Here is a 15,869-nt window from a genome sequence, read left to right as displayed (position 1 = left end):
CGATGCAGCCCTCGAGCTACCGCACGGTCGCCGCCCCCGTCGTGGCGCGGACCGAGGAGAAGCGGTCGGTCTTCGAGTGCTGGCTGCGCCGCGCCGACGACGAGGCGGCCGCCCGGGCGGTCGTGGAGGAGGCGCGCACGACGCACTGGGACGCGCGTCACCACTGCTCGGCCTTCGTCCTCGGGCCCGACGGCGCGACCGTGCGCAGCAACGACGACGGCGAGCCGGCCGGCACCGCGGGCACGCCGATGCTGCAGGTGCTGACCTCCTCGGGGCTCACCGACGTGATCGCCGTCGTGACCCGCTGGTTCGGCGGCACCCTGCTCGGCACCGGGGGCCTCGTCCGGGCCTACTCCGACGCGGTGCGCGCGGCCGTCGAGGAGGCGGAGGTCCTGACCCGGGTGCGCGTCCGGGAGGTCGACGTGCGCGTCGGGCACGACCTCGCCGGCCGCCTCGAGCACGACCTGCGCGCCAGGGGCATCGGCGTGCCGCACATCGGGTATGCCGACCGCGTCACCCTGCGCGTCCAGGTCCCGGTGGTCAGCGACGCCGTGGCCGCCGACGACCTGCCCGGCCTGCTGGCCGGGCTGACCTCCGGGGAGGCGCAGATCGTGCCGGGCAGCGAGGGGGAGGGCTGGCTGGACGTGCAGGGCTGACCAGGGTGCTGCCGGTACGCTTCCGGCCATGTCCCGGCCCGTGCACGACTACACCGTCCCCTTCGTGCCCGTCGTGCTCGGCGGCGAGCTGGCCACCTACACCCTGGCCCGCGCCTTCCACGCCGAGCTGGGCGTGCGCACCACCGTCGTCAGCCGCACCGTCCCGTCGGCGGTCCGCGGGTCGGCGATCGTCGACAACGTCCGCCTTCCCGGCATGGACGACGACGAGGAGCTGCTCGCCTGCCTGCGCGGCATCGCCGACCGGCGCGAGGGCCACCGCGTCCTGCTCATGGGCACGGTCGACACGTGGGTGACCCGCATCGCGGGGCTGCGCGACCGCCTCGACGAGCGCTTCGTGGTGCCCTACCCGCCGCTGCCGCTCATCCAGCGGCTGTCGGACAAGGAGGGCTTCGCCGCGCTGTGCGAGGAGGTCGGGGTCGCCCACCCCGTCACCCGCGCCGTGCCCGCCGGCGCCCCCGAGGCCGACCTGCCGGCGATCCTCGAGGGCCTGCGCTGGCCGCTGGTGGTCAAGGCGGGTGACTCCTCCTTCAGCACGCTGGTCTACGAGGGCAAGAAGAAGGTCGCCTACTGCGACGACCTCGACGACCTCCGCGCGCTCCGCCGCACCATGACCGGGGCCGGCTACGCGGGCGCGCTCGTGGTCCAGGAGCGTATCCCCGGCGGCGACGAGCAGATGCGCGTGCTCACGACATACTCCGACCTGACCGGGGCCGTGCGGTGGGGGCGGCTGGGGCACGTGCTGCTGGAGGACCACGACCCCGCGATGATCGGCAACCCGCTCGCGGTGGTCCACGGGGCCAGCTTCACCGCGGTCGAGGAGGCGTCCCGGCTGCTGCGGCACGCGGGCTGGACCGGCTACGCCAACTTCGACATCAAGGTCGACCCGCGCGACGGCACCGAGTACTTCTTCGAGCTCAACCCCCGCCTGGGCCGCTCCCACGCCTACCTGGCCGCCGCCGGTCACCCGATCGTGACGCCGCTGGTGCGCGAGCACGTGGAGGACCGCGACCCCTACGACGGCGTCGACGTCGGGCCCGAGACCGACGACTGGCTCTACTCGATCGTGCCGGTCCCGCTGCTGCGCCGCTACGTCACCGACCCCGCCACCCGGACCCGGCTGGCGAGCATCCGGCGCTCGGGACGGGTGCTGCGCCCGCTGCGCTACGCGGTGGACGGCGGCCGGGAGCGCCGGCTGGCCCAGCTCAAGAACGACGTCCTCTACACCACGAACTTCGCCACCCACTACCGCCGGCCGGTGACGGCATGACTGCCGACGGCACGAGCACCGACGGCCGCCTCCTGCCCGGGACGTGGGACCGCCCGGTCCTGGGGGTCCTTGGCGGGATGGGCCCGGCGGCGACGGTGGCCTTCCTCGACGCGCTCGTCCGCGCCACGCCCGCGGCCACCGACCAGGAGCACATCGACACCGTCGTGCTCTCCCACGCCGGCGTCCCGGACCGCACCAGGCGGCTCCTCGACCCCGAGCAGCCCGACCCCACGCCCTACCTCATGGGTGACCTCGAGGTCCTCGCCCGGCTGGGCGCCAGCTGCGCCGTCATCGCCTGCAACACCTCGCACGCCTTCCTGCCCGAGGAGCTGCCGCTGCCGCTGCTCTCCCTGGTGCGGGTCGGGGCGCAGGCGGCCGTGGCGCGCGCCCGGGAGAGCGGCTCCCAGCAGCCCCGGGTCATGGTGCTCGCCACCGACGGCACCCGGCTCAGCGGCGTCTACCAGGAGGCGCTCGCCGACCTCGGGGCCCGGTCGCTGCTGCCCGACGAGGCGGGGCAGCGCGAGGTGATGTCGGTCATCTACGACGGGGTCAAGGCGGGCCTGCCGGTCAGCACGCCCGACTTCCTCGACCTCGTCGCGCGCCTGCGCGGCGAGGCCGACACGGTGCTGCTGGCGTGCACCGAGCTGTCGGTGCTCGCCGAGCAGGCGGGTCCCGAGCTGCCGGGGTATGCCGTGGACGCCCAGGCCGCCCTCGTGGCCCGGGTGGTCTCCGACCTGACCTGACCCCCGTCCGCGGGCCCTCGCCGTGTCGGATGGCGGGCCCCCACGCCCGGGCATAGCGTGGCGGCGACCGTCAACGACGACCTGGGAGGCCGCTCATGGAACCGATGGAACCCGTCTACGGCGCGGGGACGCTGCTGACCATCGCGGCGGCGGCGGTCGCCGTGCTGCTCTTCCTCATCATGTACCTGCGGATGCACGCCTTCGTGGCGCTCATCCTGGTCAGCTTCCTCACCGGTCTCGCGGCGGGCATCCCGTTCGGTGAGCTCGCCGGGGTCGCGACCAGCTTCTTCGGCAGCACGCTGGGGTCGGTGGCGCTGCTCGTCGGCCTCGGCGCCATGATCGGCCGGCTGCTCGAGGTCACCGGCGGGGCGCAGGTCCTGGCGGACACGCTCATCAGCCGGTTCGGCGAGCAGCGGGCACCGTTCGCGCTCGGTGTCGCGGCGCTGCTCTTCGGCATCCCGATCTTCTTCGACGCCGGCCTGGTCGTCTTCCTGCCGATCATCTTCTCGGTGGCGCGGCGCTTCGGCGGCTCGGTCCTGCTCTACGCCATCCCGGCCGCCGGCGCCTTCGCCGCGATGCACGCGATCGTCCCGCCGCACCCCGGCCCGGTGACGGCGGCGACCGAGCTCGGCGGCTCCGTCGGCCTCACGCTGCTGGTCGGCCTGCCGGTCGCGTTCGCCTCCTGGTACGTCGGCGTCTACCTCTTCACCAAGGCCTATGCCGGCAAGGTGATGGTCCCGATCAACGACTCGATCCTGCGCGGGACCATGTCGGGCGAGCCCAGCGACCTCGACGACGCCGACGACGACGCCCGGGCCGAGCGGATCGCGCGGGGCGAGGAGGAGGTCACCCCACCGTCCTTCGGCCTGGTCCTGGGGATCCTGCTGCTGCCCTTCCTCCTCATCGCGCTCAACACGACGATCTCCACGCTCCGTCAGGCCGGGACGCTGGGCGACGGCGTCTTCCTGGACGCCCTGGTCTTCGTCGGGCAGACCCCCGTCGCCCTGCTCATCACCCTGCTCGTGGCCACCTACGTGCTCGGCACCCGCGGGCGCTCGCTGGCCACGGTCGAGAGCCTGCTCAACGACGCGCTCGCCCCGATCTGCGCGATCATCCTCATCACCGGCGCCGGCGGCATGTTCGGCGGTGTCCTGCGCTACTCGGGCATCGGCGCGGCCCTGTCGGACAGCCTGGCCGACCTCGGCCTGCCGCTCATCGTCTCCGCCTTCGTCATCTCCACCGCGCTGCGCGTCGCGCAGGGCTCGGCGACCGTCGCCCTGGTGACCACCGCCGGCCTGATGTCCGCGGGCGTGGCCGCCGCCGACCTGTCCGACCTCAAGGTCGTCTGCCTGGTGCTGGCGATCGCAGCCGGCGCGACCGTGCTCTCCCACGTCAACGACTCCGGCTTCTGGCTGGTCAGCCGGTTCTTCGGGATGGACGTCAAGACCACGCTGCGCACGTGGACGGTCATGGAGACCACGCTGGGCGTGACGATCTTCGTCATCGCGCTGGTGCTCTGGTACCTCGTGCCATGACCCCCGGGCCCGACCGGCAACAGGCGGCAACCCCGGCCGCGGCGCTGGACCGTGCCGATACGGTGACGTCATGACCCCCCTGCCCGACCCGGTGCCCGGCGCGCCCGTCCACCTCGTCGTGATGGGGGTCTCGGGGTGCGGCAAGAGCACGATCGCCCGGGCGCTGCACGAGCGGCTGGGCTGGGAGTACGCCGAGGGCGACTCCTACCACCCGCAGGCCAACATCGACAAGATGGCCGGCGGGCGCCCGCTCGTCGACGAGGACCGGTGGCCCTGGCTGCGGATCCTCGCCGACTGGACGGCCGAGCGGGACGCCCGCGGCGAGCCCACCATCCTGGCCTGCTCGGCGCTGCGCCGCGCCTACCGCGAGATGCTGCGCGAGGGCGGCGCGGGCACCTACTTCGTGCACATGCACGGGGACAAGGGCCTGCTGCTGGAGCGTATGGAGTCGCGCGAGCACTTCATGCCGCCCACGCTGCTGGAGTCGCAGCTGGACACCCTGGAGATGCTCGCCCCGGACGAGCGGGGCATCGTCGTGGACATCGCCAACCCGGTCGAGCGGGCGGTCCGGATGGTCATGGCCCAGCTCGACCTCGACCTGACCGGCTGAGGCTCCGCCCCGCGGCGCCTCAGCGCAGCTCGAGGCCGTCGGCGACGACGTGGCCGCGGTGCAGCACCGTGCGGTCCGCCGACCGGTCCATCACCGCGGCCGTGGGCGTCTCGCCCTCGAGCAGCAGCAGGTCGGCACGGTCACCCACCGCCAGGCCCGGCCGGTCACCGACCCCGGAGAGCCGCGGCAGGTCGCCGTCCATGATCGAGGCACCGCCCCGCGAGGCGACGGCCAGGCAGTGCTCGACGAGGTCGTCACGCCGGAAGCCGTGCGTGAAGGCCAGCTGCCAGGTGCGGTCGAGCATGTCGGCGTTGCCGTAGGGCGACCAGTAGTCGCGCTGCCCGTCCTCACCGAGCCCGACCCGCACCCCGTGCTCGGCGAGCAGCTCCAGGGGCAGCGTCTGCCGCCCGCCGGGGGCCACCGTCGCCGTCGCCACGTCGGCCTCGGCGAACCGCTCGACCAGCGCTCTCGTCTGGCTCTCCGTGCCGTCCCACAGCCCGTACCCGTGGGAGATGAGCACATGGCCCTGCATGCCCAGGGCCACCGTCCGCTCCAGGATCAGGTCGGCGGAGAAGCGGCCCAGCTCGCCCGGCTCGTGCAGGTGGACGTCGACGGGCACGCCATACCGCTCCGCGAGCCCGAAGACGATGTCGAGGTGGCGCACCGGGTCACGGTCCAGGGTGCACGGGTCGATGCCACCCACCACGTCCGCGCCGGCGCGCAGCGCGTCCTCGAGCACCTGCGCCGACCCCTCCTCGCGCAGCAGCCCGGCCTGCGGGAAGGCGATGACCTGCACCTCGGCCCGGTCCCGGTGCGTCTCGCGCGCGGCCAGCACAGCCTCCAGGCGCTCCAGGCCGGCGTCCACGTCGACCTGGGCGAACGAGCGCACACGGGTCGTCCCCCGCGCCACCATGAGCCCGAGCGTGTGCGCGACCCGCTCGACGATGCCGACCTCGGCCTCGCGCCAGTGCCTCCGGTCGTTGAGCATCATCGTCCACACGCCGGGGCCCCCGGTGTGCGGCCGGAAGGGCAGCCCCAGCCGGGTCGAGTCGAGGTGCACGTGCACGTCGGCGAACGCCGGCAGCAGCAGCCGTCCCCGCCCCTCCACGTCGTGCTGCGTCCCCCCGCCCTGCGCAGCGCCGCCAGCCGGCACCACCTCGGCGATGGTCTCGCCCTCCACCTGCACGTCGCACGGCTCGGCACCCCAGGGTCTGACGTCGCGGATCCACATGCGCCTCAGGGTACGGACCATGCCCGCGCAGGTGGCAGGCTTGTCCTCCGTGACCCAGCCTCCGCGCCCGCGGCGCGCACCGTCGGCCGCCGCCGTGGCGCTCGCGGCCGCGCTGACGCTCGGCGGCTGCGGCACGCTGGTCGAGGCGGTGCCGACCGTGCCCTCCGCCACCCTCCCCCCGGAGGCGGTAGGTCTGCCGGCCGACGCCGTCCCCGGCCCGTCGGCCGACCGGGCCTCCGGGACCGGCGCCGGTGCACATGAGCCCCTCGAGGACGCCGACGTCGTGGACCTGGTCGCCCGCATGGACGCCGTCCTGACCGAGGGCACCGAGGACGACTGGGCGGCCTTCTTCGAGGGGGAGGAGCTCGTCGAGCAGCAGCGCCGGTGGTTCCGTGCGGTCCGCGAGGTGCCGATGGACGTGCGCGAGCTGCTGCCCGACGCGGTCGTGGAGCGCGACACCGGGGACGGGACGGTCGTGCAGCTCGTCCTCGCCCACCAGGTGACCGGCGCCGACCCGGTGCCGGCGCGGGAGTCCTACCGCATGACGGTGCGCCGGGCGGCAGGTCAGGAGCCGCTGGTCAGCGCGGTCGAGGGGGCGGACCGCTCCGACGGCCACCCGCAGCTGTGGGACCTCGACGCCGTCGACGTCACCGTGACCGACCAGCTGGTCCTCCTCGCGCCGGCAGGTCGGCGCGACGACGTCACGGCCCTGCTGCCCGGGCTGGAGAGCGCCGTCGCCAACGTCTTCCTCGACTTCGGCACCGGCGGTCGCCAGCGGCTCGTCGTGCAGCTGGTCGACGAGGCCACGCTGCGGGCGATCGCCGACGACACCGGCCTCGCGGTCGACCCGGCCGGGGTCTCGATCACCATGCAGGGCCTGGGGGAGCGGCCGGCACCGGGCGAGCTCGGCGTGGGGGTCTCCGAGGAGCGGGTCGACCGCGTCGTGCTCGACCTCGACCTGCTGGTCGAGGAGCTGGCGTTCGGCACCCCTCCCGGCGGCTGGGGGCTGATGCGGCACGAGGCGGTGCACGCCGTCATGGACGGCGACCCCGACGTCCGCCCGCCGGTGTGGGTCTGGGAGGGCCTGGCCGAGTGGTACGGCTACCGCCGCGACTACGTCGTCGACGAGGCTTACCGTGCCGCGCTCGACCCGCTGGGGGAGGAGCCGCTGGAGCTGCCCGACTCCTTCTCCGACTACTACTACGACTCCCAGGAGGCGGGCGAGCTGGCCTACGCCTCCTCGGCCATGGTGTTCAGCTTCCTGGAGCAGCGGTTCGGCTTCGAGACCGCCCGGGACGTCGGAGTGGGCCTGACGCGGGTGGACACCTGGCGCGACGCCGCCGACGCCGACGCGCTGCTGGTGGAGCGTACGGGTCTGACCCTGGAGGCGCTGGAGCGGGAGTGGGCGGCCTGGGCAGCCGCCACCTACGGCTGATCGCGCGAGCCGGGCGCGCACCCCATACCCTCGCAAGCATGCTCAGCGACGACCTGCCCCGTGACTGGTGGAAGCGCGCCGTGGTCTACCAGGTCTATCCCCGCAGCTTCGCCGACAGCGACGGCGACGGTGTCGGTGACCTGCGCGGCCTCATCGGCCGGCTCGGCCACCTGCAGCGCCTCGGCGTGGACGTGCTGTGGCTCGGCCCGGTCTACCGCTCGCCGCAGGACGACAACGGCTACGACATCGCCGACTACCAGGACGTCGACCCCCTCTTCGGGACGCTCGAGGACCTGGACGAGCTCGTCGCGCGAGCGCACGAGCACGGCATCCGCCTGCTCATGGACCTCGTGGTCAACCACACCTCCGATGAGCACGCCTGGTTCGTCGACTCGCGGTCCTCGCGCGGCAGCGACCGGCGCGACTGGTACTGGTGGCGCCCGCCCCGGGAGGGGTGCGTCGGCGGCGAGCCGGGTGCCGAGCCCAACAACTGGGGCTCGTTCTTCTCCGGCTCGGCCTGGGAGTGGGACGAGGCGACGGGGGAGTACTACCTGCACCTGTTCAGCCGCAAGCAGCCGGACCTGAACTGGACGAACCCGGCCGTGCGCGAGGCCGTCTACGCGATGATGCGCTGGTGGCTCGACCGCGGTGTCGACGGCTTCCGGATGGACGTCATCAACCTCATCGACAAGCCCGAGGGCCTGCCGGACGGCGAGCAGCAGCTCGGTGACCTGTGGGGGCAGATGTTCCCGCTGGTCGCGACCAACCCGGGGGTGCACGACCACCTGCAGGAGATGTACGAGCAGGTCTTCGCCGACCACCCCCGCGCCTTCCTCACGGTCGGGGAGATGCCGGGAGTGACGGCCGAGCAGGCCGCCCGGTTCACCGACCCCGACCGGCGCGAGGTCGACATGGTCTTCCAGTTCGAGCACGTCGACCTCGGGTCCGGCCCGGGCGGCAAGTTCGACCGCGTGCCGATGGGGATGCCGCACCTGCGCGAGAACCTCATGCACTGGCAGGTCGAGCTCGCCGACGTCGGCTGGAACTCCCTCTACTGGGACAACCACGACCAGCCGCGGGCCGTCTCGCGCTTCGGCGACGACGACCCGGTATGGCGGGAGCGCTCGGCCAAGACCCTGGCCACGGTGCTGCACACCCTGCGCGGCACGCCCTACGTCTACCAGGGGGAGGAGCTGGGTATGACGAACGTGCCCTTCTCCTCGCCCGCGGACTTCCGGGACATCGAGTCGCTCAACTACATCCGCGAGCAGACCGAGGCGGGCGTCCCGTTCGAGGACCTGCTGCCCGGGCTGCGGGCGGTGAGCCGGGACAACGCCCGCACCCCCGTGCACTGGAGCGCCGCGCCGCACGCCGGCTTCACCACCGGTGAGCCGTGGATCCCGGTAGCACCGAACCACGCCGAGATCAACGCCGAGGCGCAGGTCGGGGTCGAGGGGTCGGTGTTCGAGCACTACCGCGCGCTGGTCGACCTGCGGCACGAGGAGCCGGCCGTCTCGCACGGCTCGGTCACCCCGCTGGCGATGGACCACGCGCAGCTGTGGGCGTTCGAGCGGGAGCACGAGGGCACGCGACTGCTGACGTTGGCGGCGTTCGGGCGGGAGCCCGTGGCGGTGCCTCCCGAGATCCTGGCGGGCTGGGAGGGCGCGGAGGCGGCGCTTCCCACCTCGGCGCGGGCGGCCGTCTCGGTCGCCGACGACCGGGTGCTCCCCGGCTGGGAGGCGGTCGTCCTCCGCCGGCAGGTCTAGCGACGGCGTCCCGTGGGAGTGTCGAGCATGCCGACACTTCCACGGGACGGGACCGGTGCGGCGCTCCCTACCCGCGCAGCGCGGGCAGCACCTGCTCGCCGAAGGTGTCGATGAAGCGCTCCTGCTCCTGGCCCACGAAGTGCAGGTAGATGTCGTCGAAGCCGAGCGAGGCGTACTCCTCCAGCCAGGCGCGGTGCTGCCCCAGGTCGGCGGAGACCCGGACGTGCTCGCGGACCGTCGCGGCGGAGACGTGCTGAGAGACGACGTCGAAGGCCTCCGGCACCGCGGTGTCCCAGTTGACCGGCTCGGGGAAGACGTTGCTGCGCCACTGGTCGTGCGCGATCGCCTCCGCCTCCTCCTCGGTCGGGGCCCAGGACAGGTGAACCTGGAGGGCCGCGGTGCCCCGTCCGCCCGCGTCGCGGTAGGCGGCGAGCAGCTCGCGCAGGGTGTCGACCGGCTGGTTGAGGGTGGCGAGCCCGTCCGCCCACGCGGCGACGCGGCCCGCGGACTCCACCGACGCCGCGGGCCCGACCAGCAAGGGGCGGGGGTCGGCCCGCTCCCAGATCCGGGCGCGGTCGACCGTGACGAGGCCGTCGTGGGTCACCTCCTCGCCGTCGAGCAGGCGGCGGATGATGCCGACGCACTCCTCGAGCCGGCGGGTGCGGACCTCCTTGACCGGCCAGCGGTCGCCGGTGACGTGCTCGTTCATGTTCTCGCCGCTGCCGAGGGCCACCCAGAAGCGCCCCGGGAACATCTGGCCCAGGGTGGCGATCTTCTGCGCGTGGACGGCGGGGTGGTAACGCTGCCCCGGCGCCGAGACGCAGCCGAAGGACAGGTCGGTCGTGGCCAGGGCCGCGCCCAGCCAGGACCAGGTGTAGCCCGAGTGGCCCTGGCGCTCCGACCACGGGAACAGGTGGTCGGAGCACATCGCCATCTCGAAGCCCGCGCGCTCGGCGTGCTGGACGTCGGCCAGCAGCTGGCGGGGCGAGATCTGCTCGTGGGAGGCGTGGAAACCGATGCGCATCACGGCACCGCCAGGTCGCCGGTGGGGCGCACGCGCAGCCAGCGCACGCCATACCCCTCGAGCGCGCACTCGACCTCGGTGCCCGGCTCGAGGACGTCGTGGGTGAGCAGGTCGACCACCCGCGGCTCGTCGCCGAAGCCGTCGGCCGGCACGGTGACCGTCACCGGGTCGGCGCCGAGGTTGTGCATCGCGATGATCGCGGTGCTCTCCAGCGAGAGCCGGTGGGCCAGCACCGCGGGGCCGGCGTCGTGCTCGAGGATCTGCAGCTCGCCCCAGCCGAGCTCGGGGCAGGCGTGGCGCAGCTTGATCAGCTGGCGGATCCAGGACAGCAGCGAGTCCGGGTCGTGCAGCTGGTCCATGACGTTGACGTGCTCGGGGCCGTAACCGTCCCCGACGACCGCCTGCACCAGCCGGGAGGGCTGGGCCGAGGAGAAGCCGCCGTTCTTCGTGGCGCTCCACTGCATCGGGGTGCGCACGGCCATCCGGCCCTCGGCGGCCAGGTCCTCGCCCATGCCGATCTCCTCCCCGTAGTAGAGGGTGGGCGTGCCCGGCAGGGAGAACATCAGGGAGTAGGCCATCCGGACCCGACGGGGGTCGCCGCCCATCATCGTCGGCAGGCGCCGCTTCAGGCCGCGGTCGTAGACCTGCATCCGCTTCTCCGGGCCGAAGGCGTCGAAGACCTCCTGGCGCTCGGAGTCGGTCAGCTTGTCGAGGGTGAGCTCGTCGTGGTTGCGCAGGAAGGTCGCCCACTGGTTGGTCCGGTGCAGCACCGGACGCTCCTGCAGGGCCTTGACCAGCGGCCGGGCGTCCTGCCGTGCCATCGACAGGTAGGTCGCCTGCATCCCGATGAAGTCGAACTGCATGTGGAACTCGTCGGCCGACTCCCCGCCGAAGAAGGCCAGCTGCTGCTCGTGCGGCAGGTTGACCTCACCCAGCGTCATCGCGTCGCCGCGTCGCAGCTGGATGAAGTCACGCAGCTTCTTCATGAATGCGTGCGGGTCGACGACGTCGTCCTCACCCTCCTTGCCGGGCTCCTGGGCGAAGAAGGGCACCCCGTCGACGCGGAAGCCGTCGAAGCCGAGCTCGAGCCAGAAGCCGACCGCACGCAGCAGCTCGGCGACGACCTCGGGATGGTCGAGGTTGAGGTCGGGCTGGTGGCGGTAGAAGTGGTGCAGGTACCACTCCCCGGTCTTGTCGTCCTTGGTCCAGATCGAGTCCTCCTTGTCGGGGAAGACCACCTGGTCGGAGGTGTCCCCGGGGTCGTCGGCGCGCCAGACGTAGTAGTCGCGGTAGGGGTTCTTGGCCGGGTCCTTCTCCGCGCGCGACCTCTTGAACCAGGGGTGCTGGTCGCTGGTGTGGTTGACCACGAGGTCGGCGACGACGCGCATGCCGCGGTCGTGCGCCAGGCGCAGGATCTCCACCATCCGCCCCAGGTCGCCCAGCCGCTCGTCCACGGAGAGGTAGTCCTTGATGTCGTAGCCGTCGTCCCGGTCGGGGCTGGGGTAGAAGGGCATGAGCCACAGGCAGGTGATGCCGAGGTCGGCCAGGTAGTCGATCCGCTGGGCCAGGCCCTCGAGGTCGCCCACCCCGTCACCGTCGGCGTCGAGGAAGGTCTCGACGTCGAGGCAGTAGATGACCGCGCTCTTCCACCACAGGTCGCTGGTGTCGGTGATCCGCATGAGCCTCACCCTGTCGTGGCAGCGCCGTCGGCACAACCGCAGCGGGCACGCGGAGGGGGCCGTGACCTCCTCGGTCACGGCCCCCGTCCCCGGTGGTGCTACGGCCTGCGGTCAGCCGTCACGTCCGGTGCTCTCCCAGGACGACCTCTCACCCTCGGCCCGCTGCCAGGAGTGCTGCGGGTCGAAGGACTGCCCGGTCTGCGGCGGGTCTGCCGGCTGGGCCTCGGCCTGCTGCGGCAGGTCCGGCACGGCCGGGTCCTGCTGCTGCAGCGGGTCCAGGCCGGGCGCGGTGCCGGTGCCCTGGTGCTCGACCTCCTGCTGGGCGCGGCGTGCCTTCTCGGCGGCCTCGTGGATCGCGCGGTCGGCGTCCTCCTTGGACCGGCCGCGGGTGGAGCCCTCGGCGTCACGGGTGGCGCCCTCGGCTTCCTCGCGGGCCCGGCGCAGCGCCTCGCGCGGGTCCTCCAGGGTCGGTGCGTCGAGGTCGTCCAGGCCGGTGTCGCCGGCGTCCGGGCGCAGCCCCGCCGACGGGCCGTCGAGGTAGTTGGTGCCGCCGGAGCTGCCGCTGCCGCCCAGCGCGTTGCCGATCCCGGCCAGCGCCGAGGTGAGCTCGGTGGGCACGACCCACATCTTGTTGGACTCGCCCTGGGCGATCTGCGGCAGCATCTGCAGGTACTGGTAGGCCAGCAGCTTGCTGTCGGGGTTGCCCTTGTGGATCGCGTCGAAGACCTGCAGGATCGCGCGGGCCTCACCCTGGGACTCCAGGATCGCGGACTGGGCGGTGCCCTCCGCGCGCAGGATCTGGGCCTGCTTCTCACCCTCGGCCGTGAGGATCTGGCTCTGCTTGACACCCTCGGCGTTCAGGATCGCGGCGCGGCGGTCACGCTCGGCGCGCATCTGCTTCTCCATCGAGTCCTGCACGGAGGCGGGCGGGTCGATGGCCTTGAGCTCGACCCGGTTGACGCGGATGCCCCAGCGGCCGGTGGCCTCGTCGAGGACGCCGCGCAGCTGGCCGTTGATCATGTCGCGGCTGGTCAGCGTCTGCTCCAGGTCGAGGGAGCCGATGACGTTGCGCAGCGTGGTGACGGTCAGCTGCTCGATGCCCTGGATGTAGTTGGCGATCTCGTAGGTCGCCGCCTTGGGGTCGGTCGGCTGGAAGTAGATGACGGTGTCGATCGAGACGACGAGGTTGTCGCTGGTGATCACCGGCTGCGGCGGGAAGCTGACGACCTGCTCGCGCAGGTCGACCACCGAGCGCGGCCGGTCGATGAACGGCACGAGGAAGTGCAGTCCGGCGTCCAGGGTGCGGTCGTACTTGCCGAGGCGCTCCACGATCACGGCGGTCGCCTGGGGCACGATGCGGATCGCGCGGGCGATGGCGGTGATCACGAAGAGCACGATCAGGGCTACGACGGCCCAGACGATGATGCCCATGGGATCCATGAGGGGTCTCCTTCGTTGGGTCGGACAAGGTCGTGGTCGGTGCGGGTATGACGTGCACCGGGGTGGATCGGTTGCGTGCGGCAGGTGGGGGCCCGCCGGCGTCAGGTCAGTGCTCGACCGGGCGGTCGGCGTCGAAGGGCTTGTCCTCCGGCGGCGCGGCGGCCACGACGGCGGTGGCGCCGTCGATCTTGACCACGGTCACCAGGTCGCCGACGCCGAAGGTCTGCCCGGCCAGGTCGGCGCGCGCGGTCCACTGCTCACCGCGCAGCTTGACCAGGCCGGAGCGGTCGGTGACCGGCTCCAGGACCGTGGCGGTCTGGCCGATGTTGCCCTCGATGCCGATGACGCCGCCCCGACCCTCCATGCGCACGTGACGCAGAGCGACGGGGCGCAGCGCGAAGACGAACAGCCCGGCGGCGACGCCGAAGACCAGCACCTGCCCGACGAGGGGCAGGCCCGCCCCGGCGACGACGGCCGCGGCCAGGGCGCCGAGCGCGAGCATGAGGAAGATGAGGTCGAGGGTGGTCATCTCCACGATGCCGAACGCCAGGGCGGCCCCGACCCACCACAGCCACTGCGGGCTGTTCGCCAACCAGTCGGGCATCGGTGCCCTCCTTCCCCTGTCGGTCCGGTATCGATCCTACGGGGTGGACGGCGCCCGGCTGCGGGCGGTTCCGTGCGGAGGGGGGTCAGTACTCCACGCGGGCGGTCAGGGACCGCCAGGCGTCGAAGGGCTCCTCGCTGCGCGCGTGCGGGTGGTGCACGACCCGCACGGGCCAGCTGGCCCCGAGGTCGATCCGGAAGAGGCCGTGGAAGGCGCGGTCGTCGAAGCCGGCCCGGTGGGCGGCGTGCCGGTCGGCGGCGAAGACGACCCGGTCCAGCCGCGCCCAGAGGCAGGCGGCCAGGCACATCGGGCACGGCTCGCAGGAGGCGTAGAGCGTGTGGCCCTCGAGGGAGAAGTCCCCGAGCTCCTGGCAGGCGGACCGGATGGCGGTGACCTCGGCGTGCGCGGTGGGGTCGAGGGAGCTGGTGACCCGGTTGCCGCCCCGGGCGACCTCGGTCCCGTCCGGCCCCACGACGAGGGCCCCGAAGGGACCGCCCGCGTGCGTGACGTTGTGGACGGCCACGTCGATCACCGCGCCCACGCGGGCGTCGTCCAGACCCACGTCGGGCGCCCCGGGCGGGCGGCTGGCGGCGGAGTCTGCTGGGCGCGACATGGAGGCAGGGTATGCCGACCCAGCCCTCGGGGGAAGGAGTCGTGCCTGGTCAGTAGGCGGCGGGCGTGGGGGTCACCGCTCTGCCCGCGGCGCCGACCAGCGCGTCCCCACCCGGGGGCGGGCAGGCGCGGTCGGCCTGGCGCGGCGGTCGGTGGGCCGCCGGCACCGGCGCGCCCGTCAGGGCGCGCTCGATGATCGAGAAGACCTGCTCGGTCTCGATGAGGAAGGCGTCGTGCCCGTAGGGGGAGTCGATGACGGCCAGCTCGCGGCAGGCGGGGGAGCCCGCGACGACCGCACCGTCGGCCGGGGGAAAGAGCCGGTCGCTGCTCACGACGCCCACGGTGAGCTCGGCGGTGATCCGCCGCAGCGCGGCAGCGACCCCGCCCCGGCCGCGCCCCACGTCGTGGGAGCTCATCGCCTCGGTGAGCACCAGGTAGGAGTTGGGGTCGAACCGGCGGGCCAGCTTGCGGCCGTGGTGCTCGAGGTAGGACTCCACCGCGTACCGGCCGCCGCGCAGCGGGTCCTCGCCCTCCTGGCCGTCCCGGCCGAAGCGCAGCGCCAGCTCGTCGGCGGAGCGGTAGGTGGCGTGGGCGACCTGGCGGGCGATCTCCAGGCCGTGGCGGGGGCCGGGGCCGGGGTAGTAGTCGCCGCCGTGGAACTGCGGGTCCAGCCGGATCGCGTGCGTCTGCGGGACCGACCAGGCGATCTGGTCGGCGGTGGCGGCCGCGCCGGCGGCCAGGACCACGCACCGGCGCACGCGCCCGGGGAGGGTGACCGCCCACTCGAGCGACCGCATACCCCCGACGGAGCCGCCGACGACGAGCGCGAAGGACCGGATGCCCAGGGCGTCCGCCAGCAGCGCCTCGGCGCGCACCTGGTCGCGCACGGTGATCCGCGGGAAGGAGGAGCCGTAGGGGCGGCCGTCGGGAGCGATCGAGGAGGGTCCCGTGGTGCCCCGGCAGCCGCCGAGGACGGCCGGCGCGAGCACGAAGTACTCGTCGGTGTCGAGCGGGGCACCGGGGCCGATGAGCCCCGGCCACCAGCCGGGGGTCGGCTGGTCCGGGCCCCGGTCGCCGACGACGTGGCTGTCGCCGGTCAGCGCGTGCAGGACCAGCACGGCGTTGTCCCGGGCCTCGTTGAGCCGGCCCCAGCTCTGGAAGCTGACGCGCACGTCCTCGAGGACCTCGCCGGACTCCAGCGGCAGGTCACCGACGACGTGGGTGCGACGTCGGGAGGCGGTCATGG

The 15,869-nt window shown here is 73.2% G+C and carries 14 protein-coding genes; 7 read left to right on the top strand and 7 right to left on the bottom strand.

Annotated features, from left to right (window positions below):
* Positions 1–2: 2 nt before the first annotated feature.
* The 5 genes from K330_RS0112115 to K330_RS0112095 all read left to right on the top strand — a co-directional run bounded on the left by K330_RS0112115 (position 3) and on the right by K330_RS0112095 (position 4,832).
* The gene (locus K330_RS0112115; protein WP_022922084.1) at positions 3–656 is read left to right on the top strand and encodes an IMPACT family protein; all 654 of its coding nucleotides are present in this window, start codon (positions 3–5) and stop codon (positions 654–656) included.
* A 28-nt stretch (positions 657–684) separates the two neighbouring features.
* On the top strand, positions 685–1,944 hold the full coding sequence (locus K330_RS20975; protein WP_051145595.1) for a carboxylate--amine ligase: 1,260 nt from the start codon (positions 685–687) through the stop codon (positions 1,942–1,944).
* A complete protein-coding gene (locus tag K330_RS20970; RefSeq protein ID WP_022922082.1) occupies positions 1,941–2,687 on the top strand; it encodes an aspartate/glutamate racemase family protein in 747 nt (248 codons plus the stop codon). The genes K330_RS20975 and K330_RS20970 overlap by 4 nt, the downstream gene beginning before the upstream one ends.
* Before the next feature lie 95 nt (positions 2,688–2,782).
* On the top strand, positions 2,783–4,222 hold the full coding sequence (locus tag K330_RS0112100; protein ID WP_022922081.1) for a GntP family permease: 1,440 nt from the start codon (positions 2,783–2,785) through the stop codon (positions 4,220–4,222).
* 70 nt (positions 4,223–4,292) lie between these two features.
* Complete coding sequence (locus K330_RS0112095) at positions 4,293–4,832, top strand: gluconokinase (protein ID WP_022922080.1); 540 nt, start codon at positions 4,293–4,295, stop codon at positions 4,830–4,832.
* A 19-nt stretch (positions 4,833–4,851) separates the two neighbouring features.
* On the opposite strand, the gene K330_RS0112090 is transcribed toward K330_RS0112095, so the two are convergent.
* A complete protein-coding gene (locus tag K330_RS0112090) occupies positions 4,852–6,063 on the bottom strand; it encodes an amidohydrolase family protein (protein WP_029202615.1) in 1,212 nt (403 codons plus the stop codon).
* Positions 6,064–6,112: 49 nt separating this feature from the next.
* Between K330_RS0112090 and K330_RS0112085 the strand changes: the two genes are divergently transcribed.
* Positions 6,113–7,498, top strand: a complete 1,386-nt coding sequence (locus K330_RS0112085) for a hypothetical protein (protein WP_022922078.1) — start codon at positions 6,113–6,115, stop codon at positions 7,496–7,498.
* A gap of 38 nt (positions 7,499–7,536) precedes the next feature.
* The gene (locus K330_RS0112080) at positions 7,537–9,264 is read left to right on the top strand and encodes an alpha-glucosidase (RefSeq protein WP_029202614.1); all 1,728 of its coding nucleotides are present in this window, start codon (positions 7,537–7,539) and stop codon (positions 9,262–9,264) included.
* 67 nt (positions 9,265–9,331) lie between these two features.
* Here K330_RS0112080 and K330_RS0112075 read toward each other — a convergent pair whose 3' ends face one another.
* The 6 genes from K330_RS0112075 to metX form a co-directional block, all read right to left on the bottom strand.
* Positions 9,332–10,291, bottom strand: a complete 960-nt coding sequence (locus tag K330_RS0112075) for a TIGR03885 family FMN-dependent LLM class oxidoreductase (protein ID WP_029202613.1) — start codon at positions 10,289–10,291, stop codon at positions 9,332–9,334.
* Positions 10,288–11,967, bottom strand: a complete 1,680-nt coding sequence (locus K330_RS0112070) for an alpha-amylase family protein (RefSeq protein WP_022922076.1) — start codon at positions 11,965–11,967, stop codon at positions 10,288–10,290. Before K330_RS0112070 ends, K330_RS0112075 begins: the two co-directional genes overlap by 4 nt.
* Before the next feature lie 111 nt (positions 11,968–12,078).
* Positions 12,079–13,407 carry an SPFH domain-containing protein gene (locus K330_RS20965; RefSeq protein WP_084617474.1) on the bottom strand — a complete coding sequence of 443 codons (1,329 nt, stop codon included), beginning with the start codon at positions 13,405–13,407 and terminating at the stop codon, positions 12,079–12,081.
* A gap of 106 nt (positions 13,408–13,513) precedes the next feature.
* Positions 13,514–14,011: an NfeD family protein gene (locus K330_RS0112060; protein ID WP_022922074.1), complete on the bottom strand. Its 498-nt coding sequence runs from the start codon at positions 14,009–14,011 to the stop codon at positions 13,514–13,516.
* A gap of 85 nt (positions 14,012–14,096) precedes the next feature.
* Positions 14,097–14,624, bottom strand: a complete 528-nt coding sequence (locus K330_RS0112055) for a nucleoside deaminase (protein ID WP_051145594.1) — start codon at positions 14,622–14,624, stop codon at positions 14,097–14,099.
* A 49-nt stretch (positions 14,625–14,673) separates the two neighbouring features.
* Complete coding sequence (gene metX, locus K330_RS20960; RefSeq protein WP_022922072.1) at positions 14,674–15,867, bottom strand: homoserine O-acetyltransferase MetX; 1,194 nt, start codon at positions 15,865–15,867, stop codon at positions 14,674–14,676.
* Positions 15,868–15,869 lie beyond the last annotated feature (2 nt).

Origin of the sequence: Ornithinimicrobium pekingense DSM 21552, from assembly GCF_000421185.1 — a bacterium.
GTDB lineage: Bacteria > Actinomycetota > Actinomycetes > Actinomycetales > Dermatophilaceae > Ornithinicoccus > Ornithinicoccus pekingensis.
Note: the sequence above shows the minus strand (reverse complement) of the source record. Positions and strands in the feature narration are given on the sequence as shown.

Bases quoted from the DNA above. Each gene is read 5' to 3' on its own strand.
- K330_RS0112115 (WP_022922084.1), top strand. From the start codon at position 3: ATGCAGCCCTCGAGCTACCGCACGGTCGCCGCCCCCGTCGTGGCGCGG.
- K330_RS20975 (WP_051145595.1), top strand. From the start codon at position 685: ATGTCCCGGCCCGTGCACGACTACACCGTCCCCTTCGTGCCCGTCGTG.
- K330_RS20970 (WP_022922082.1), top strand. From the start codon at position 1,941: ATGACTGCCGACGGCACGAGCACCGACGGCCGCCTCCTGCCCGGGACG.
- K330_RS0112100 (WP_022922081.1), top strand. From the start codon at position 2,783: ATGGAACCGATGGAACCCGTCTACGGCGCGGGGACGCTGCTGACCATC.
- K330_RS0112095 (WP_022922080.1), top strand. From the start codon at position 4,293: ATGACCCCCCTGCCCGACCCGGTGCCCGGCGCGCCCGTCCACCTCGTC.
- K330_RS0112090 (WP_029202615.1), bottom strand. From the start codon at position 6,063: ATGTGGATCCGCGACGTCAGACCCTGGGGTGCCGAGCCGTGCGACGTG.
- K330_RS0112080 (WP_029202614.1), top strand. From the start codon at position 7,537: ATGCTCAGCGACGACCTGCCCCGTGACTGGTGGAAGCGCGCCGTGGTC.
- K330_RS0112070 (WP_022922076.1), bottom strand. From the start codon at position 11,967: ATGCGGATCACCGACACCAGCGACCTGTGGTGGAAGAGCGCGGTCATC.
- K330_RS20965 (WP_084617474.1), bottom strand. From the start codon at position 13,407: ATGGATCCCATGGGCATCATCGTCTGGGCCGTCGTAGCCCTGATCGTG.
- K330_RS0112060 (WP_022922074.1), bottom strand. From the start codon at position 14,011: ATGCCCGACTGGTTGGCGAACAGCCCGCAGTGGCTGTGGTGGGTCGGG.
- K330_RS0112055 (WP_051145594.1), bottom strand. From the start codon at position 14,624: ATGTCGCGCCCAGCAGACTCCGCCGCCAGCCGCCCGCCCGGGGCGCCC.
- metX (WP_022922072.1), bottom strand. From the start codon at position 15,867: ATGACCGCCTCCCGACGTCGCACCCACGTCGTCGGTGACCTGCCGCTG.